Genomic DNA, 17,323 nt, shown 5'->3' on the forward strand with positions numbered 1-17,323 from the left:
CCACTCCAATCAACAGGTTTTCAATAACTGATCTGTGACCTTTATCTTTGTCGACAAGCTAAGAATGACTTCTTTTTTTAAGAGGTCATCTTTCGTTATAAAATGGCTCTCACCACGTTAAATCTCCTAATCAATATGCTAAACAAGAAGGTAGCGATAATCGTAACAATGGAAACCACGATGAATTTCATAAAAGGAGCCAAATCGATCGATGTAAATAAATATTGCATCAAAACGGCCATTGGAAGATGAAAAATATAAACGGCAAAGCTGTTATCTGCGAGTATCCTCATGAAAGAGCTTGTTTTATTCAGAGCCATTTTAAAGAGGAAAATAAGCCCAAACCCCAGCCCGAAACATAAAAAGGTTTCAAAAAAGCTGTAAACAAGATTGATTGAGTTAAAGCCACCCTGCGAATAGGGAACAATATTTGTGCGATATCTTGCCGCTGCAAGAACTACTCCGACTGCAAGCCAGGGTCCACCTAATCTGACGGTCATTTTATCCCACCATTTATATTTGAAGGCCAGAGTACCAAGAATGAAAAACGACGCATATTGCGGCAGGTGGGCATATTCGACTTGAATAATACCCAACAATCCCTCCCAGTGGTCGATCGGATATTTTATCCGGACAGCGAATGTGATGATCGAAACAATCACTGTGATTAGGAAGAGCTTAATATTATTCAAGTCTTCCAGGAAGCTGAAAGAAATCCTTCCTTTAAGCAGACGAGAAAATAGGACATACAAAAGAGCATAGATTAATAGGTGTTCAATGAACCACAAATGACCGAATTGCATATCCGGGAAAACCGGGCCAGTCCAGCCATCAGGCATTTCTCCAAAGCCTAAATAAATAGAGAAGAAGTAATCCAAGAATGTAATATTCCCATATTGCCTGAAGTTAATATAGTAGAAATACATCAATACAGGCATGATGACCAGAAATCCAAATAAAAGGGGAACACCCAGGCGGATAAAACGGTCTTTCAAGAAAGTCTTCGTTCCTTTTTTCCTGAACGAAGCAGGAAGAAAATATGCCGAAATCAAGAAAAATAGACTCATGAAAAATCCTGCATTCACCGAGAAGAATCTTCCTAAATTAAAATAGTCTTCAGAGTTGTAGTACCAAAAACCATTCGACCCTCCATAAGGTTGGCCAACGTGATGGACAACAACCAAAATCGTTAAAAATATTTTTAAGTTATCCAGGAAAAACAACCGTTCTTTCCCCATATTGAATCCTCCCAATTACACACGAAAATGACAATTATTAACACTACTTAAACTATTATATTCCTGGTGATAATTTCATACAATCATATATTAAAAGATGCGGGATTTTCTTTTTAAGAACAGAAAGATCTTCCAATGTTGTATAATTTATTTAATTTGCAAATTATAGGGGTGTTTTAATTTCATGAGTTTTACAGAACTGAATGTACAATCCTTCAGGATGATCAATGATCTAGGCAAGCAATTTGAAGGCGTGAATCCATTGATGGCTTTAATTGCGGAAAACATGATTTACGTTTTGGCTGCTGCTGTGATCTTCTTTTTATTCAGTGGCAAGGGAGTCAACCGTTTGATGATTGTCACTGGTTTTGTCGCGCTGATATTTGCTGAAATAACGGGAAAGATCGCTGGATCACTTCATTCAAACAATCAGCCGTTTGCCGAGCTTTCCGAGGTTAATAAGCTGATAGATATGGGTGTGAACAATTCATTTCCGAGTGACCACACCATCATCTTTTTCACGATGACGGTTTCGTTCTGGCTTTTTAAAAGAAAGCAGCATTCTTTATGGGTGGTGCTTGCATGTATTGTAGGCTTGTCACGTATTTGGGTGGGTGTGCATTATCCGGCAGATGTCGCTGCAGGGGCCATCATTGGTGCAACGATGGCTTATATCGGATACCGAATCTTACCGAATGTAAGTTTTATGAAAAAATTAGTGAAGAGTGATGAATATAAGGCCATTCCAGGTAATGAGATGAAAAACCTCTAATTTGAAACCATTGTACCGTTTCAACCGTAAATAGATACAGCGGTGGTTCGGAGCTAGAGTAATTGATTTATATTCATCAGAACAGTAAAATTATTTATGACAAAATATTTTTCGGAGTGTGAATTTTTTTGGAAGTTCCCATAGGTTTAATCATTTTATTAGGTGTTTTAATTCTTTTATCTGCCTTCTTTTCATCGGCGGAAACGGCTTTTTCCAGCGTCAATAGAATCAGGCTGAGAAATTACGTGAGCGAAGGCCGATCTGGAAGCAAGAATGCTTTGTTTATTTCAGAGAATTTTGATGACGCATTGTCTACGATTCTAGTAGGTAACAATATAGTGAACATTGCGGCGGCAAGTATTTCTGCCAAGGCAGCTACCGATATTTTCGGCCCCAGCACCGGACTTGTTATCAGTACCTTTGGCATGACGATCCTGATCTTGATTTTCGGAGAAATATTGCCGAAGTCGATTGCGAAGGAGAATGCAGAAAGCTATTCCTTAAAGATCTCGGGAATATTGCTGATGCTGATAAAAGTTCTTACGCCAGTCAATTTCTTGTTCAGCAAGCTGAAGGCTTCAGTTTCAAGGATTTTCTCGAAGGATGGAGAGGTAACCCCATCGGTCACGGAAGAGGAAATCAAGGTGATGGTCGACATCAGTGAAGAAGAGGGTGTCATCAATAAAAATGAGCGGGAGCTTGTACACCGATCCCTGGAATTCAACGAAATACTTGTCGGTGAAGTATTAACTCACCGTATGGACATGATTACGATCGAAGTGAACCAGCCTCTCGAGGAAATTAAAGAAATTTTCTTAACGGAAAGATTTTCGCGGATCCCGGTTTACGAAGAAAATATAGATAACATCATTGGATTTTTATCGGAGCGCGAGTTTTTTGCCGAGCTGATCCAGCATAACGAAGTGAACGTACGGGAGCTGCTGCGTCAGCCGATGTTCGTTGTGAAATCAATGAAAGTTGCCACGCTGCTTCCTGAACTTCAAAGAACGAAGAGCCACATGGCCATCGTCGTCGATGAGTTCGGCGGAACATCCGGCCTCATTACGCTTGAGGATATTCTGGAAGAGTTGGTGGGCGAGATTTGGGATGAGCATGATGAGAAAATCAATATCATGACAAAGATTGATGAAAACACATACGAATTCGATGCTCAGTATGATCTCGATGACTTTGCGGAATTATTTGATGTACCAATGCCTGAAACAACGTACCACAATCTTGGCGGCTGGATCTTTGAGACGCTTGAAAGCATCCCTGAAAATGGGGATACCTTCGATTATGCAAACCTCAAAATCATCGTCCAGGAAGTAGAAAGCCATCGAATCCGTAAAATCAAAGTGGAAAGAATGCCCGTTGTTGAGAGAGAAGAATAAAAGAAAGGTGGAGTCAGTTTGCTGCTGGCTCCACCTTTTTATATATATTTGAACAAAAAGCGCTTAAGCTCTTAACGATTAGCAGCATTTAGTATCGCCGCTGCAGCAAGCTTCGTTTTTTTCTTCCGTTTCCTCGACTTCTTTGATTTCGATCTTGCAGCAGTCTGACTTTGACTTGTTGCTGCCCATTAGAATTTGAATAAAGTTAGCCATTAAAATCACCTCCTTTCATCAATAATTTTTGATTAATTAAACGAGATAAAAGATAAATCCAGAGACGGTGGACATTGTGATCACGGATGCGATGAATGCCAGGACAAGCTGCTTTTTGAAAATCGATTTTAACAGGATGACTTCAGGAAGGCTTGCACCTGCTGAACTGATCATCATCGCCATTACTGGGCCAAGGGCCATTCCTTTTAAAATAAGCATTTGCGAAATCGGAATCATGCTTGATAAGCGGATGTATAATGGAATTCCGACAACAGCAGCGACTGGGATGAGCCACCAGGCGTCATGGCCGAACCATTTTGTAATGAACTCTGTTGGAACAAGGCCATGGATGACTGCCCCGATGGCTGCACCAATAAGCAGATATGGATAGACACTTTTCATTAGAGACCATGATTCTTGAAGGGCAAAGCGCCAATTGAATTTCTGATTGGATTCTTCATAGCCAGACATCATCACATTTTTTACATAGCGCTGGAAGCCAAGCTTGTCGAGAGTGAAGCCAATAGCAATTGAGAAAACACTTGTGATTACTGTGTAGAGAATAGTGACTTTCCATCCCATTACGACACCCATGATGGTTAAGATCGTTGGATCCAGTACAGGAGAAGCGAAGAGGAAAACCATGACAATTGAAAACGGGATTTTCTTTTTCAGCATATTGACCACTACTGGGATCGTTGAGCAGGAGCAGAATGGTGTGATAAAAGCGAACAGGATGGCGGCAAAGCTTGCGAAAATCTTGTTGCTGCCTGTTAATTTTTTTTCAATTTTTTCGTATGGGATGTATCCTTGCAGCAGGCTGATCAAAAACGAGATCCCGATGAACAGGACTGTTAATTCAAGGGCAATCCAGAAAAAACTCTTTAAGAATTCGATCATCTTCCTCTACCTTCTTCCTTTTGGTTAAAAAATGTTATTTGGATCGTACGATTTGTTTATGGGTTTGCTGGTGTTACGCAGCAATTTGGTTGTGTTCTGGAGCAAGTGGGCAAGGGGATTTCTTTCATTTCGGGCTGCTCGAAAAATTTCCACGCATGCTTTGCCTTTCTTTCTACTTCCTGCTGTTTAATCTGTGCGATTGTCTGATAATCCTGATAAAACATAGATATCCTCTCCTTAATCAAAATATGTTGATTAATTAATCAAAAAAAATTGATTAATACTTTGAAAATGAAACCTAACTAACAACAGCTAGGTCTGAAAAGGCAGCAAAGCTCCGGAGATAATAGATGGTTGATTTCTGCGGTGTTGACTTGATAATAGCTCCAGGTTCCTCTAGTTTCCTTCGTAATCAGATTCGCATCGAGCAGAATCTTTAAGTGATAAGAAAGCTTCGATTGAGGCATGTCGATCATCCCGCTTAAGTCACAAACGCAGCTGGAGTCTTGCTGGCATAATAGGTTCAGGATATGAAGGCGTTTTTGATCGGCAAGGGCTTTGAATTTTTTTTCATAATTTTCAATGGTGCTTTGAAGCGGCGGTTCCTTTGTGGCTTTGGAGTTATTGGTAAGGTCTGTTAAAGGAATGAATTTTTCCACTTTCAGCTCTCCTTAATCAAATTTACTTGATATACTGTATTATATTTCCTTCAAAACCATTTTGCAACTGTTATATCAAAAAAAGTTGATTTTATAAATTGAAAAGTCGCAAGATTAGATTACTTCACTGATGTTCCTTGTGACCTGACTCAATGGAAGACACTGTAAGGATGAAGCGGTTTTTAAATTTATGGAAAGAATAGAAGTGATAATTGACTTTGTAGTGCACTACATGGTTTATAGTGGTTGTGTAAGGAGGCCGTGATGTACAAGGTAAACGAATTTTCCAAGATGACAGGGCTAAGCAGAGAAACACTGCGCTATTATGCTGAAATCAAATTGCTGGAGCCGGTTTATATCGATCCAAAGAATAAATACCGCTACTATGACAATGGTTCATATCTTGTAGCTAGGCTGCTAGTGCACTTGAAGCGTTTTAATTTTACCATCCAGGAGATGCTGACTGTTGTGAACGATGAATCCTTCGAGAATCTGGAACAGCTTATCTTGAAAAAGCGGCAGGGACTAATAGATCAGATTAAGGATTTGGAGAACATTATAGAGGACATGGATCATTTTTTTGAATTTGAAATGGGAGAGAGTGCAGATGATTAAATGGTACGAGGAAAAAATCATACCTGTGAATATCGAAACCATTTGGACGTTATTTGAACTGGAGAACATCCAGAGAATCATGCCGAATGTGATTGAAAACAAAGTACTGGAGAAAAAGGAAGGCGTTGTAGGTTCTACATACCAGCAAAAATATAAAGAAGGAAAACGGGTCGAAACGTATATCGTCGAAGACCTAGAGTACGAGAACACGCCTGATAAAAAACACAGTAAGAGTGGATTTACTCTTGCAAAAGCATTTGAAATTGAAGTCGCATTTACATTGATTAAATTAAGCGAAAACGAGACTAAGTTTATCTACCAAGGACAGAACAAAGGGGTCAATTTCTTAGGAAAGGTCCTGCTGAAACTAGGTGGAGAGAAGAATAATAATAAAGTAGTAATGGATTTTATGGAATTGGTAGAGAAGGAAGCTTTGAAGGAAGCAAAGAAATAGAAGATGTCGAATTTTGTAATATCCTTTGCTGTAATGTCATGTTAGCTTAAAACCACCTTTACAATGCCATGCTACGATAAGGGCAGAAAAGGAGGTTATCAAACTGTGAAAACGATGTTGAAGAAACTTATGATTGGTACCATGCTTTTTTCGATATTGCCGTTAGCTTCCTTTGCGAATGGCAGCTTGTTGAGTGCTGCAGGAACACAGGATGGCGGCATAGGAAACAGCACGAATTATCTTGACGCAGTACCGAACATCGCGCTTGATTCAAAAGTGAACGAAATCATTTATCCTCTTTTCGCGACACCAGCAATTAAACAAAAGGGCAAAACGCTGACCGTTAAGGTGGACAGCAAAGGCGCAGAGGCTGGTGCCTGGAATGTAAAATTGAAGCAAACAAATCATTCTTCATTGACGAAGGAATATGACCTTCCTGTCCAAAAGGCGGAGGCAGGAGACTCTTATTGGAAAAAAAGCTCATCTATTTATAATGTAACCGTCCAAATCCCGGACAGCGTTCCGGAAAAATTATATGATCTGGAGGTTTCTTTTACAGGGAATGGCAAGCGAATCACAGATGAGCAGCCGCATTCTGTTAAGGTAGTAGATACATTTAAAAAGGATTTCACGTTTTTACATCTGACAGATACGCACGTTGGTTCGCCGCGAAATCTTGGTGACCCAGACAACGTTTCTGGTACAGACCCAGCACTGGCTAAAGAGGCTGGAATGTGGGATCCGGATGAAAAGAAGCGCTGGCTTTATCTGCAAAAAACGATTAAGGAAGTAAACCTTACAAATCCGGACTTTGTCGTTGTGACTGGCGATTTGATGTATGGGCAGATGAACCCTCAGGAATATATTTATGAGTATGAAGAGACATACCGTGTACTCCAGAAGCTGAATGTTCCTGTGTACATCGTCCCGGGCAACCATGATTACTATGCTCAGGATGCCACGCTTGCGGACGGAGCGAAATACTGGGAACAATACTTTGGACCACAGTATTTCTCATTTGATTATGGACCATATGCACACTATATTGGTTACAATTCATTCGACTGGCATAAGTTTGACCGCTCAGGCAATGGGACTGTGTCCGTGCCGACATGGGGCGGTCAGATCAGGGATGAACAGCTTAACTGGGTAAAAGAAGATCTGGCTGCAAACGCTGAATCAGCACAGCCTGGGCAGATCAAAGGGTTATTCTCACATCATAATCCTTTATGGCGCGACCGCGATATCTGGCCGCAAAGCGATCCTGAAGTGCAAAGCTACTGGAAGCAATACGATGCGCAGCATAATCCGCAGTCTTTATCGACCTTATTGCTTGGTGAAAAACTTGGCATTAAATATGATCAGCAATGGCATGGGGAAAATGCTCAGGAACTAGTCGATGTCATGAAGCAGTTTAACGTGAACCTTAGCCTTCATGGTCACACGCATACGGATGATGTCACTGAAAAAGATGGGATCCTGTACACGACAACAACGGCGATCGAGCTGACAGGCAAGCCGTGGGTAGGATTCAGGCATTTTAAAATGAAGAACGGCGAGATTACCTCTTTTAAATATGATGATCTTGGACATTCGATCCCAGTCTATCAAAATGGTGATACGAAGAGCGGGGTCATGTCATTTGATGCGAATTACAGTGTACCGAATGATGGAGAAGCCTCTAGTCAAGAAGCGACTGTAACAAACAGGCTGGACAAGCCAATTACTGTAACAGTGCCATTTTATATGGCTGCAGGCAGCTACCGTGCTTCTGCAGGTTCTGTTAAGCAAAATTATACCGATGGTGCAGTGCAGTACATGGAAGTTGAAATAACGGTGCCTGCAAACAGTGAGCAGAAGATAAATATAGTAAAATAGATTCAATGGGCTGCCCTTCCTGATGGAGGGCAGCCTTATTTATGTAATAGTTTTGAACTCTACTGGAGAAGACAGATTAATCAAAGTCGATGGATGCCCATATGCCATCGATTCATCAATGAACTCCTCGAGATGCTCCACTGACTCTGCAAGGATTTTTACTAGATAGCTATATTGCCCTGCCAGACGGTGACATTCCACGACCATCGGATGCTCGATGCAAAACTCTCGAAATTCCTTGCAGCGCTTGGAATCGAACAGGATAAAAGCCAGAACACTCTTGTTCACTTTTTTTGGATTGAGGACTGCCCTGTATCCTAGAATCGTACCATTCTCCTCCAATCTTTTGACACGCTCCTTTACTGCTGGAACCGATAAGCCCACTCGCTTTCCAAGTTCAGTCATTGAAATCCTGCCATCTTCCTGAAGATTATGAAGAATGTTTTGATCTACCTGGTCCATGGTGCCACCTCGTTTAAAGAATTTGTGAAACTTCCTATCTATTTTTACGTCTGTATATTAGTCTATTATAAGAAAAATATTCCATAAGGGGAAAAAGAAATGGATCACCTGATTTCAAATCTAGTGTTGGGAGCAATCGTTCTCAGCCCAATGCTCATACCTGCTTTAACGAAAAAATGGGTCGCGTTCTGGATCACGTTCGCTGGTTATGCTTTATATATTTTGTGGGGTGTAAATCTTTATTTTACAGAAGATATCCAAGACTACGGCACAGGTTACGGACTGTTCATTATTCCTTATATCATCATTCTTACGATTATCAGTTCTCAGTTTCAGAAGCGGGCAGACAGGAAAAAGGTGATTTAAGTTTTTAAGGGAAAACACATGAAATAAAGTAAATTTTAAAGAAAATGAATGTAAATAACGAAAAAACTTTATGTAAATTATATCCTCATTTAAATAAAATTACCTTATAAACATTTGAAGGGATGATGGATATGAATTTTACGAAGAACGACCCATTGATTGTTATTGATGTGCAAAAAGCATTTTTTGACCCGGCGTGGGGGAACAGGAACAATCCTCACGCGGAAGAGAATATTGGAAAATTGATAGGGCATTGGCGGGAGATGGAGCGTCCGGTCATTTTCGTACAGCATATATCGCAGAATAAGGATTCCTTCTTTTATTATGAAAAAGAAGGCAGTGAATTCATAGATTTCATCCAGCCGCTTGAAGATGACATCGTGATCACTAAATCAGTTAATAGCGCGTTTATCGGGACTGAGCTGCATCAAATTCTGGTTGATCTTAAGAGCAAGCATGTTGTCATTACTGGATTGACAACAAACCACTGTGTTGAAACGACAACCCGGATGGCCGGCAACTACGGGTTCAATCCGATCCTGGTTTCCGATGCGACAGCCACGTTTGATAGGAAGAGTCTAAATGGCGAAGTTTTTGCCGCAGAATTGATCCATGCGATGACAATGGCGAACCTGAATGAAGAATTTGCGGTGATTGCAGATACGGAAACTGTTATAAAAGAGGCTTTTTAATAGAAAAGGGAATAGATTTTGGGAGGAACCTTCATGCTGAGGGTTCTTTTTTAACAACACAATAGAGGGTGTGAAAATAATCTGGCGAAAGTGGATACGAATCTGGCGAAAAAGTATTTTTTCTGGCGAAATTGAGTGATAATCTGGCGGAAAAATAATTTTTCTGGCGAAAACGGGGGTTAATCTGGCGAACTGGAAATTTCTACTTAAAAATTTCCAATTTTGAAGTTGGGAACTGAGTCATATTACAGTACTAATGTTGCAGTTGGGTAGTGTCCGGACGACAGCAGGAATGTTGGAGTTGGGTAGTGTACCAGATGACAGCACGAATGCAGGATTGTAAGCAACAAGTAAAAAAGTCCGGGCACAATGCCCGGACTCTTACCACAAATGAGGCTTCACAACCATAAACCACAGCATCGACATCAGCAAGATTATGTAGGTCCATATTGTCCGCTTCAGTTTTGCCGAAAGCTCGGACTTGTTCGCTCCCTCTTCGGTGAATTTCCGAAGGGTGGGCGAGAATGCTCTTGCCAAAAAGAAGAGGGAGGAGAAGAGCAATGCCAAAGTCATCACGATCCACGGTGTTTTCCATGTCCATGGACCAAGGATGACAAGCAGGACTCCAGTTCCCACAAGCACATGGCCGGAGTGCATGGAAAGACGGACGACCGACTTCAACGTAGCCAGATGAGCTCCCAATTCCTTTCCCTCAGCCGAGGGCAGTTTTTTTACAATTGGCATGAGAATGAAGAAAGGGCCAATTGAGGCGATCACGCTGGAAACATGCAAAAAAATGATGATTCGGTAAACTAAATCCATTACAAATGCCTATTATTCGGTAACAGGGCTGAACTCGTGTACCCAAACTCTCATTTGAGGAAGCCAAGGCATTCCTGGGTGGTAGGCTAAAATGGATTGCTTGTATTCTTCAACTGTTTCAAAGCCCTCACGGCGCGCATCTTCATCAGTCAATTCTCCAAGAGACTGTGAATATACCTTGTCCACTACGAACTTCTTGCCTTTCAGCTCCATGATTTCGCCAACATCAGCGTATCTTCCGTTTCGGCGAGTAGCCGTCTTTTTGCCTTCTAATACTTTATTAATGTCATCTTCCATTGTTACCAGACGCTCGATTTCACACGTTTTTGGTGGTAAAGTGTTATTTTGTTCTTCATGATTTGTCATTTGAAAAACTCCCTTCCGTATGTTCCTATATAATGTACCATATTTTGAAAAAGGAAAGCCAAGGGACGACCGAAATAAATCATTAAAAATAATCGGCTTTAATTAAGGTGGATTTTGCTGTATTGTTATACGATATATTAAAAATCCTTATAACAATAAAATGGAATTCCATTTAAGAAGAAAAGCAGAGCTAATTGAATTTGTCATATAAATTACAGCATGATTGGAGCGGCGATGAGAATCAATAAATATATCAGCGAAACAGGGTTTTGCTCTCGAAGGGCAACCAATCGCCTGATTGAAGAAAAAAGGATCACCGTGAATGGAGAGGTGTGCGAACCTGGAACAATAATCAGACCTGGAGATGTTGTTCTGATTGATGGCCTTGTCATTCCTGAAAAAGCAGAAGCAGTCTATATCGTCCTTCATAAACCAGTGGGCATTACGTGTACAGCCGCCAGGACTGTGGACGGAAATATAATCGATTTTATGAATTATCCCAGCAGAATCTTTCCGATTGGCCGTTTGGATAAGGATTCGCAAGGGCTGATTTTGATGACGAATGACGGAGAAATCGTCAATAAAATGATGCGTTCCGAGTTTGGGCATGAGAAAGAGTATGTGGTTACAGTCGATCACATGATTACGGACGATTTTATTAAAAGAATGTCCGGAGGGATTGAGATTCTCGGCACGACGACAAAGCCCTGCAAGGTTTCGAGAATCAGTGATTATGAGTTTCGGATTATTCTTACACAGGGACTCAATCGCCAGATCCGCCGGATGGCAAAGGAATGCGGATACCGGGTAACTAGGCTCGAACGTACCCGAATTATGAACGTAACAATGGATGGTCTGGCAATGGGGAAATGGCGGGAGCTTACAAAAATAGAATTAGAGATTATGCTTGACCAGTTAGCTGAACCCGCTCTTATGTAAATAGTGTTTTTTTATGATCTTGCAGATGAAAATAGACCAAATCCAAGATGCAGACCTTGGAAAAATGACTTACTAGAAATGGAAGAATAATATTTATACGACAAGAAGAAGCAGAAGATATATAGGTCTTTTGCTTCTTCTTTTACATTCAGAAATATACTAATATATATATTTCTAGTACAATGGAATTATAGAAAGTACATTTGTATTTTGGACGAGTTTTTATATGAATAACTGGCATGGCGCGGGTTCCAGCCACAAGATAAAAAGCGGGACTGCTAACCACTGAGTTAGTTCGGGAGATGAGTAGGATGTATAAGAAATTCGAGACGATTGAAGAGCTGAAGAGAGGCGTTTACCTTTGGGTACTGCCGGTTATTACGCTTGCTCTGATCATTAACAGCTTTTTGAATAATGATAGTCTTTTTGACACAATCGTCAATTCTACTCTTATTGTCTCGTTCTCAGCCAGCTGGATCATGGCGTGGATGAATCGCGGGGTCCGTTTTACCGAATATTTAAATGTGCTATTAGTCAGCTTGTATCATGTCATTACCTTGTTTGAAGTAGTTCATAATGATATGTCGCAGACAGGCGGCTCGCTTGGTGATTTCATTGTGTGGATGCCGCTGATCATCATGTTTTTCTTCTTGATACTCGGTACGAAAAAGGGATTTTACTTTTCAATTTTTATCTTCCTGACCACAATGGCGATCGGCTTTGTTTATGGCAGCAAGCTTTCACCGGAGGCAATCGATTCGCTGACGCAATTCCATGCAGCGAATTTCGTCTATATCCTAGTACTCTATTATACTCAGAATGTGTTCCGCGCTTTTTCAGAGCGGGATTTCTTTAAAAAGCATGCATTTATCGATTCGTTGACGAGAGTCGCCAACCGGCACCAGATTGATGTCTGGCTTGAAGAGAAGCTTGAGAACGCAGAAGAAAATGAGAATTCATTCTCGATCATTTTCTTTGATATCGACCATTTTAAAAAAGTGAATGACATCTTTGGCCATAAAATTGGCGATTGCGTCTTAAAGGAACTTTCGGCAATCGTATCTGGAAATCTATCAGAAGGTGATCTGTTTGGCCGCTGGGGCGGTGAGGAATTTATTCTGATCACCAATAGTAACGGGAAACATACTTTGGAAAAAGCAGAGCATTTCCGTAAATTAGTTGAAAATCACCAATTCAAGGAAGCAGGCCAATTGACCGCAAGCTTTGGGGTCACTGATTTTCAGCCTGGTGATAATATAGATTTGCTGCTGAATAGGGCAGATAAAGGCTTGTATTTATCTAAAAATAACGGCAGGAATAAAGTCAGCATGATCTAACCATTCTCGATTGCGAGGATGGTTTTTTATTGGATAAATATTATTGATTAAACTGTATTGAGATTGTGGTAAACTATCTATAGTTATAAATTTTTAAAAATGGTTTTATGTGTAATCGCTTACATGGTAACTGGGCTTTATAAAGCTCCAGTTTTAATAGAGTATAAGGAGTAGTGCATGATGAAATATCGGTCTGCATTTGATATTATAGGTCCGGTGATGATCGGGCCATCCAGTTCACATACAGCAGGCGCTGCTAGAATTGGGCGAGTAGCACGGACATTATTCGAAAAACAGCCGACAAAGGCAGTTATTTCTTTATACGGTTCTTTTGCCAAAACGTACAAAGGGCATGGAACCGATTTAGCGCTAGTCGCTGGCATCATGGATTTTGACACATTTGACGAACGGATTCCCGAAGCGTTGGAAATCGCCGAACAAGTCGGATTGGAAGTTGAATTTTTAACAGAAGATGCCGTTACAGAACATCCGAACACGGTAAAAATAAATCTTTTTGATGGCGAAGGTAAAGAGCTTGAAATCGTTGGGATTTCAATTGGAGGCGGAACGATTGAGATTACAGAAATCAATTCGTTCAAGCTGAAGCTTTCCGGAGCTAATCCAGCGATCTTGGTTGTTCACCAGGATCGATTCGGACTGATTTCCGCTGTAACCAGCGTTCTATCAAAATATGAAATCAATATCGGACATATGGAGGTCTCCAGAAAAGAACGAGGAGACGAGGCGGTTATGGTCATCGAAATGGACCACAAAATCGATGATGGCGTGTTTGCAGAATTGAGCTTCCTGCAAGGTGTTACTCAGGTTATTCGATTGGTGGATTAATTTTTTGTGAAAAGAAGTGTACCCGTTGTAACGGTGGCGCACTATTGCCATAATGTTAAAAGTAAAATTCAGGAGGACAAGCCATGTTTCGAAATGTTGCCGAGCTTGTTGAATTAGCAGAAAAGAATCAAGTGAAAATCGCCGAAATCATGATTCGGCAAGAGATAGAAGTTTCTGGCCGCTCGCGCGAGGACATAATTGCCCAGATGGACAACAACCTGTCTGTCATGGAGCGAGCGGTTGAACGAGGATTAAATGGAGTTAAATCTCATTCAGGGCTAACCGGTGGAGACGCTGTATTGCTGCAAAAGTATATTGACAGCGGCAAGTCGCTTGCTGGCAATCTATTATTGGATGCTGTCAGCAAGGCTGTCGCTACAAATGAAGTGAATGCAGCAATGGGAATCATTTGTGCAACCCCGACGGCAGGCTCTGCCGGAGTTGTACCAGGTACATTGTTTGCCGTGAAGGAAAAGCTGAACCCAACGCGTATGGAAATGATCGAGTTCTTGTTCACGACTGCAGCGTTTGGATTTGTCGTCGCAAACAACGCTTCGATTTCCGGAGCAGCTGGCGGATGCCAGGCAGAAGTTGGCTCCGCTGCTGGAATGGCCGCAGCCGCTATCGTCGAAATGGCTGGCGGTACACCACAACAATCATCTGAAGCCTTTGCGATTACCTTGAAAAATATGCTTGGATTAGTCTGTGATCCAGTTGCCGGATTAGTCGAAGTTCCATGCGTGAAGCGGAACGCGATGGGCGCGTCTAACGCCATCACTGCTGCCGACATGGCACTAGCAGGCGTCACAAGCAGAATCCCATGCGACGAAGTAATCGGAGCCATGTACGCCATCGGGCAAACCATGCCATCCGCACTCCGCGAAACAGCAGAAGGCGGACTAGCAGCCACACCAACAGGCCGTCGCCTCGAAGAAGAAATTTTCGGCAAACCAAAAGCAAAACTAGTCGATTATCTAATAAGATAGATGGCATTTTAACACAGTAAAGCGGTGGGGGTCTGACCCCCACCGCTTTACTGTGTTAAAGAAAAATTTATTCTTTTTAGTTTGGCAACCTCAAATCATTTTCTTTGATTTTGCCTGTTTTTTTCAGCAAATAGTAGATTCCGTAAGAAATAGAAGCTGGAACCAATATATATGTGATCAGCATAGCTGGGAGAATGAATCCCAGGTCGTAGCTTGTTAGAAGCTGAAGTGGTGCTACGAATGAGCTCAAGCCCATACCTGCGATTTCCTTGCCGGCTTCAATTTTGAAGATTAGAGCTGAAATGGGTCCGACGATCGCGCTGGCAATCAATGTAGGAACCAGGATGTACGGATTTTTAGTTATATTAGGCAGCTGTACCTTTGGCGTACATACACCTTGTGCCAGGATTCCACCAAGCTGGTTTTCTTTCCAGGAGATGATTGAGAATCCAATAAAGTGTGCCGCACAGCCTGCCAATGCCGCTCCGCCTGCAATGCCACTTAAATCAAGCGCCATCGCTAGTGCTACGGAAGAAGCAGGAGAGATTAAGAATAAGCCCCAAACCATCGCCAAAATGATGGAAGATAGAAGCGGACTTCCGGCTGTTGAAGCCTTAATAACTCCGCCGACAGTTGTTAAAATAGGTGCAATTACAGTTGATAACCAAAGACCAGCGAAGCCTGCAACTAATATTGTCCCCAGTGGAATTACCATCATATCAAGAGGTGTTTTACCAGTAATTCTTTTACCGACATAAGTGGCAATTGTTGCGGTCAGCAAGGCTCCGATTGGTTCGCCAGCCTTAATTAATACGCCTGCTTCGGTAATCGTCAATGCCCCGGCACCAACTGCTGCAGCAATCATCGCTGAAAAAATAACTAAAGCATTTGCTCCGAGCATCAAGGCAACCCCGGCACCAACTGCTGGTGCCATCAGGCTTGTGGCGATTGTGCCAATTTGGACAAGAGCATCGACTCCAAAATTCGCACCGATATTTTTAATCAAAAGTCCGATACCCAATGTCACGAAAATTCCCTGTGCGATTCCTGTTGAAGCTTTAAATACTCGCGGCATTATATAGTCTTTCATAAAGTTGCGCCTTCTTTCTAGAGGTTAGTAGTTTGTAAGAGCTTAAACTAATGCGAGAGCTTTCTCTTCATAGCCGATGCTTGCCATATAACCCCGCAGTACAGCTGTAGAATTCCTGAACTTCCGCTGTTCCACTTCGTTCAATCGAAGCTCAACGATTTCTTTGATACCTTCTCTTGTGATAATCGCTGGGACACCAGTGCAAAGTTCTGTTTCACCGTACTCCCCATCCAACACACTTGAGAGGGCTATGATTCTATGGTCATCGTTGAAAATCGACTTTGTGATGAAAGCAATCGCATTTCCGATTCCATAGTAAGTCGTTCCTTTTCGTTTGAGAATCTCAAAACCTACTTTTTTCACATCTTCCACGATTTGATCAAGGTCGATATGTCCTAACTGTTTTTTTCGCTCATCTAAAATCTGCAGCAGCGGTTTTCCGCCTATTGATACATGTGACCAAGCAGCAAATTGGGAATCACCATGTTCACCCATTGTGTATCCAGAGATACTTCTTGGATCGACATCAAGAATTTCAGATAAATAGGTTTTAAGTCTTGAAGAGTCAAGGGAAGTACCCGTTCCAATCACTCGGTTCCTTGGCAGACCTGATAGCTTCCAAACATGGTAGGTGATGATATCGACCGGGTTAGAAGCAATCAGAAAAATTCCATTAAAGCCGCTGGCCATGATTTGTGGAATCATATCCTCCATGATCTTTGCACCGATTCCCAATGTATCGAGACGAGTCTGACCTGGCTTTGGAGGCGGACCAGCCGTGATGACGACAATATCTACATCTCCTAGCTCGGCGTATGTTCCTGCATGAACCTTCGTCCTTGAGTTCGTGAAGTCGATGCAATGAGATAAATCAAGTGATTCACCAATCGCTCTTTCCTTGTTTATATCCACCATGATTAATTCATCGCAAATGCCTTGATTCAAAATAGAATAGGCGGCACTTGAACCAACCAATCCTGTACCAATAATCGCTACTTTTCTAATATGCTTTTGCATGCTGTCCATCTCCTTGTGTAGGTAGTAGATGAGTATATGTGAATTATTTCACATGAAGTAAGAAAAAAATAAGATCACTCATCTATTAGGCGTTGCCCCTGTAAAAGTTATATTGTAATTCTTTTCACATTCTTATTGTACAATGACGATATTCACCATACAACAACTGAAAACGGTATCAATATGAATAAAAATTGACCAAAAAATGAAGACAAAGTGACCGAAAACTAAATATTAAAATATCAATCACATAAAAAACTTCACCGCTTTAAACCGC

General features: G+C 41.5%; 21 protein-coding genes. 11 read left to right on the top strand and 10 right to left on the bottom strand.

What is annotated here, in order from left to right; translation table 11 throughout:
- Window positions 1-95: 95 nt before the first annotated feature.
- The gene (locus V7654_RS06630; protein WP_335429409.1) at window positions 96-1,238 is read right to left on the bottom strand and encodes an acyltransferase family protein; all 1,143 of its coding nucleotides are present in this window, start codon (window positions 1,236-1,238) and stop codon (window positions 96-98) included.
- A 184-nt stretch (window positions 1,239-1,422) separates the two neighbouring features.
- Here V7654_RS06630 and V7654_RS06635 point away from each other — a divergent pair, with 184 nt between their 5' ends.
- Window positions 1,423-2,010: an undecaprenyl-diphosphatase gene (locus V7654_RS06635; RefSeq protein WP_335429410.1), complete on the top strand. Its 588-nt coding sequence runs from the start codon at window positions 1,423-1,425 to the stop codon at window positions 2,008-2,010.
- A gap of 128 nt (window positions 2,011-2,138) precedes the next feature.
- Window positions 2,139-3,404, top strand: coding sequence for a hemolysin family protein (locus tag V7654_RS06640; RefSeq protein WP_335429411.1), 1,266 nt, complete (start codon window positions 2,139-2,141; stop codon window positions 3,402-3,404).
- A gap of 78 nt (window positions 3,405-3,482) precedes the next feature.
- On the opposite strand, the gene V7654_RS06645 is transcribed toward V7654_RS06640, so the two are convergent.
- The 4 genes from V7654_RS06645 to V7654_RS06660 all read right to left on the bottom strand — a co-directional run bounded on the left by V7654_RS06645 (window position 3,483) and on the right by V7654_RS06660 (window position 5,101).
- A complete protein-coding gene (locus tag V7654_RS06645; RefSeq protein ID WP_335429412.1) occupies window positions 3,483-3,617 on the bottom strand; it encodes a hypothetical protein in 135 nt (44 codons plus the stop codon).
- A gap of 36 nt (window positions 3,618-3,653) precedes the next feature.
- Complete coding sequence (locus V7654_RS06650; protein ID WP_335429413.1) at window positions 3,654-4,517, bottom strand: permease; 864 nt, start codon at window positions 4,515-4,517, stop codon at window positions 3,654-3,656.
- A gap of 56 nt (window positions 4,518-4,573) precedes the next feature.
- Window positions 4,574-4,741 (bottom strand): hypothetical protein, encoded by a 168-nt coding sequence (locus V7654_RS06655; protein ID WP_335429415.1) that lies wholly within the window; start codon window positions 4,739-4,741, stop codon window positions 4,574-4,576.
- A gap of 78 nt (window positions 4,742-4,819) precedes the next feature.
- Window positions 4,820-5,101, bottom strand: coding sequence for an ArsR/SmtB family transcription factor (locus tag V7654_RS06660; RefSeq protein WP_335429681.1), 282 nt, complete (start codon window positions 5,099-5,101; stop codon window positions 4,820-4,822).
- A 339-nt stretch (window positions 5,102-5,440) separates the two neighbouring features.
- On the opposite strand from V7654_RS06660, the gene V7654_RS06665 reads away from it, so the two are divergent.
- The 3 genes from V7654_RS06665 to V7654_RS06675 all read left to right on the top strand — a co-directional run bounded on the left by V7654_RS06665 (window position 5,441) and on the right by V7654_RS06675 (window position 8,123).
- Window positions 5,441-5,791 carry a MerR family transcriptional regulator gene (locus V7654_RS06665; RefSeq protein WP_335429416.1) on the top strand — a complete coding sequence of 117 codons (351 nt, stop codon included), beginning with the start codon at window positions 5,441-5,443 and terminating at the stop codon, window positions 5,789-5,791.
- A complete protein-coding gene (locus tag V7654_RS06670; RefSeq protein ID WP_335429417.1) occupies window positions 5,784-6,245 on the top strand; it encodes an SRPBCC family protein in 462 nt (153 codons plus the stop codon). The genes V7654_RS06665 and V7654_RS06670 overlap by 8 nt, the downstream gene beginning before the upstream one ends.
- Window positions 6,246-6,359: 114 nt before the next feature.
- Window positions 6,360-8,123 (top strand): metallophosphoesterase family protein, encoded by a 1,764-nt coding sequence (locus V7654_RS06675; protein WP_335429419.1) that lies wholly within the window; start codon window positions 6,360-6,362, stop codon window positions 8,121-8,123.
- 39 nt (window positions 8,124-8,162) lie between these two features.
- Here V7654_RS06675 and V7654_RS06680 read toward each other — a convergent pair whose 3' ends face one another.
- Window positions 8,163-8,585: an Lrp/AsnC family transcriptional regulator gene (locus V7654_RS06680; RefSeq protein ID WP_335429420.1), complete on the bottom strand. Its 423-nt coding sequence runs from the start codon at window positions 8,583-8,585 to the stop codon at window positions 8,163-8,165.
- 99 nt (window positions 8,586-8,684) lie between these two features.
- Here V7654_RS06680 and V7654_RS06685 point away from each other — a divergent pair, with 99 nt between their 5' ends.
- Both V7654_RS06685 and V7654_RS06690 read left to right on the top strand, forming a co-directional pair.
- Entirely contained in the window at window positions 8,685-8,951 is a 267-nt protein-coding gene (locus tag V7654_RS06685) for a hypothetical protein (protein ID WP_335429421.1), read from the top strand.
- 131 nt (window positions 8,952-9,082) lie between these two features.
- A complete protein-coding gene (locus V7654_RS06690; RefSeq protein ID WP_335429423.1) occupies window positions 9,083-9,643 on the top strand; it encodes a cysteine hydrolase family protein in 561 nt (186 codons plus the stop codon).
- A gap of 381 nt (window positions 9,644-10,024) precedes the next feature.
- Here the strand turns inward: V7654_RS06690 and V7654_RS06695 are convergent, their stop codons facing one another.
- The gene (locus V7654_RS06695; RefSeq protein WP_335429424.1) at window positions 10,025-10,465 is read right to left on the bottom strand and encodes a hypothetical protein; all 441 of its coding nucleotides are present in this window, start codon (window positions 10,463-10,465) and stop codon (window positions 10,025-10,027) included.
- A gap of 12 nt (window positions 10,466-10,477) precedes the next feature.
- The gene (locus V7654_RS06700; protein ID WP_335429425.1) at window positions 10,478-10,831 is read right to left on the bottom strand and encodes an ASCH domain-containing protein; all 354 of its coding nucleotides are present in this window, start codon (window positions 10,829-10,831) and stop codon (window positions 10,478-10,480) included.
- A 234-nt stretch (window positions 10,832-11,065) separates the two neighbouring features.
- On the opposite strand from V7654_RS06700, the gene V7654_RS06705 reads away from it, so the two are divergent.
- The 4 genes from V7654_RS06705 to sdaAA all read left to right on the top strand — a co-directional run bounded on the left by V7654_RS06705 (window position 11,066) and on the right by sdaAA (window position 14,939).
- On the top strand, window positions 11,066-11,770 hold the full coding sequence (locus V7654_RS06705; RefSeq protein ID WP_335429682.1) for a pseudouridine synthase: 705 nt from the start codon (window positions 11,066-11,068) through the stop codon (window positions 11,768-11,770).
- Window positions 11,771-12,081: 311 nt separating this feature from the next.
- Complete coding sequence (locus V7654_RS06710; RefSeq protein ID WP_335429426.1) at window positions 12,082-13,107, top strand: GGDEF domain-containing protein; 1,026 nt, start codon at window positions 12,082-12,084, stop codon at window positions 13,105-13,107.
- A gap of 180 nt (window positions 13,108-13,287) precedes the next feature.
- The gene (gene sdaAB, locus V7654_RS06715; protein WP_335429428.1) at window positions 13,288-13,953 is read left to right on the top strand and encodes an L-serine ammonia-lyase, iron-sulfur-dependent subunit beta; all 666 of its coding nucleotides are present in this window, start codon (window positions 13,288-13,290) and stop codon (window positions 13,951-13,953) included.
- Between the two features lie 83 nt (window positions 13,954-14,036).
- A complete protein-coding gene (gene sdaAA, locus V7654_RS06720; protein ID WP_335429429.1) occupies window positions 14,037-14,939 on the top strand; it encodes an L-serine ammonia-lyase, iron-sulfur-dependent, subunit alpha in 903 nt (300 codons plus the stop codon).
- A gap of 76 nt (window positions 14,940-15,015) precedes the next feature.
- On the opposite strand, the gene V7654_RS06725 is transcribed toward sdaAA, so the two are convergent.
- The gene (locus V7654_RS06725) at window positions 15,016-16,029 is read right to left on the bottom strand and encodes a PTS transporter subunit IIC (protein WP_335429430.1); all 1,014 of its coding nucleotides are present in this window, start codon (window positions 16,027-16,029) and stop codon (window positions 15,016-15,018) included.
- Between the two features lie 42 nt (window positions 16,030-16,071).
- Window positions 16,072-17,046, bottom strand: coding sequence for an L-lactate dehydrogenase (locus V7654_RS06730; RefSeq protein ID WP_438825256.1), 975 nt, complete (start codon window positions 17,044-17,046; stop codon window positions 16,072-16,074).
- Window positions 17,047-17,323 lie beyond the last annotated feature (277 nt).

The organism is Bacillus sp. JJ1609, assembly GCF_036967045.1.
In the GTDB taxonomy this organism is placed as follows: Bacteria; Bacillota; Bacilli; order Bacillales; family Cytobacillaceae; genus Mesobacillus.

Excerpts from the sequence above, each read along its gene's own strand:
- V7654_RS06630 (WP_335429409.1), bottom strand. The coding sequence starts at position 1,238 with ATGGGGAAAGAACGGTTGTTTTTCCTGGATAACTTAAAAATATTTTTA.
- V7654_RS06635 (WP_335429410.1), top strand. The coding sequence starts at position 1,423 with ATGAGTTTTACAGAACTGAATGTACAATCCTTCAGGATGATCAATGAT.
- V7654_RS06645 (WP_335429412.1), bottom strand. The coding sequence starts at position 3,617 with ATGGCTAACTTTATTCAAATTCTAATGGGCAGCAACAAGTCAAAGTCA.
- V7654_RS06650 (WP_335429413.1), bottom strand. The coding sequence starts at position 4,517 with ATGATCGAATTCTTAAAGAGTTTTTTCTGGATTGCCCTTGAATTAACA.
- V7654_RS06655 (WP_335429415.1), bottom strand. The coding sequence starts at position 4,741 with ATGTTTTATCAGGATTATCAGACAATCGCACAGATTAAACAGCAGGAA.
- V7654_RS06665 (WP_335429416.1), top strand. The coding sequence starts at position 5,441 with ATGTACAAGGTAAACGAATTTTCCAAGATGACAGGGCTAAGCAGAGAA.
- V7654_RS06670 (WP_335429417.1), top strand. The coding sequence starts at position 5,784 with ATGATTAAATGGTACGAGGAAAAAATCATACCTGTGAATATCGAAACC.
- V7654_RS06675 (WP_335429419.1), top strand. The coding sequence starts at position 6,360 with ATGTTGAAGAAACTTATGATTGGTACCATGCTTTTTTCGATATTGCCG.
- V7654_RS06680 (WP_335429420.1), bottom strand. The coding sequence starts at position 8,585 with ATGGACCAGGTAGATCAAAACATTCTTCATAATCTTCAGGAAGATGGC.
- V7654_RS06685 (WP_335429421.1), top strand. The coding sequence starts at position 8,685 with ATGGATCACCTGATTTCAAATCTAGTGTTGGGAGCAATCGTTCTCAGC.
- V7654_RS06690 (WP_335429423.1), top strand. The coding sequence starts at position 9,083 with ATGAATTTTACGAAGAACGACCCATTGATTGTTATTGATGTGCAAAAA.
- V7654_RS06695 (WP_335429424.1), bottom strand. The coding sequence starts at position 10,465 with ATGGATTTAGTTTACCGAATCATCATTTTTTTGCATGTTTCCAGCGTG.
- V7654_RS06700 (WP_335429425.1), bottom strand. The coding sequence starts at position 10,831 with ATGACAAATCATGAAGAACAAAATAACACTTTACCACCAAAAACGTGT.
- V7654_RS06705 (WP_335429682.1), top strand. The coding sequence starts at position 11,066 with ATGAGAATCAATAAATATATCAGCGAAACAGGGTTTTGCTCTCGAAGG.
- V7654_RS06710 (WP_335429426.1), top strand. The coding sequence starts at position 12,082 with ATGTATAAGAAATTCGAGACGATTGAAGAGCTGAAGAGAGGCGTTTAC.
- sdaAB (WP_335429428.1), top strand. The coding sequence starts at position 13,288 with ATGAAATATCGGTCTGCATTTGATATTATAGGTCCGGTGATGATCGGG.
- sdaAA (WP_335429429.1), top strand. The coding sequence starts at position 14,037 with ATGTTTCGAAATGTTGCCGAGCTTGTTGAATTAGCAGAAAAGAATCAA.
- V7654_RS06725 (WP_335429430.1), bottom strand. The coding sequence starts at position 16,029 with ATGAAAGACTATATAATGCCGCGAGTATTTAAAGCTTCAACAGGAATC.
- V7654_RS06730 (WP_438825256.1), bottom strand. The coding sequence starts at position 17,046 with ATGCAAAAGCATATTAGAAAAGTAGCGATTATTGGTACAGGATTGGTT.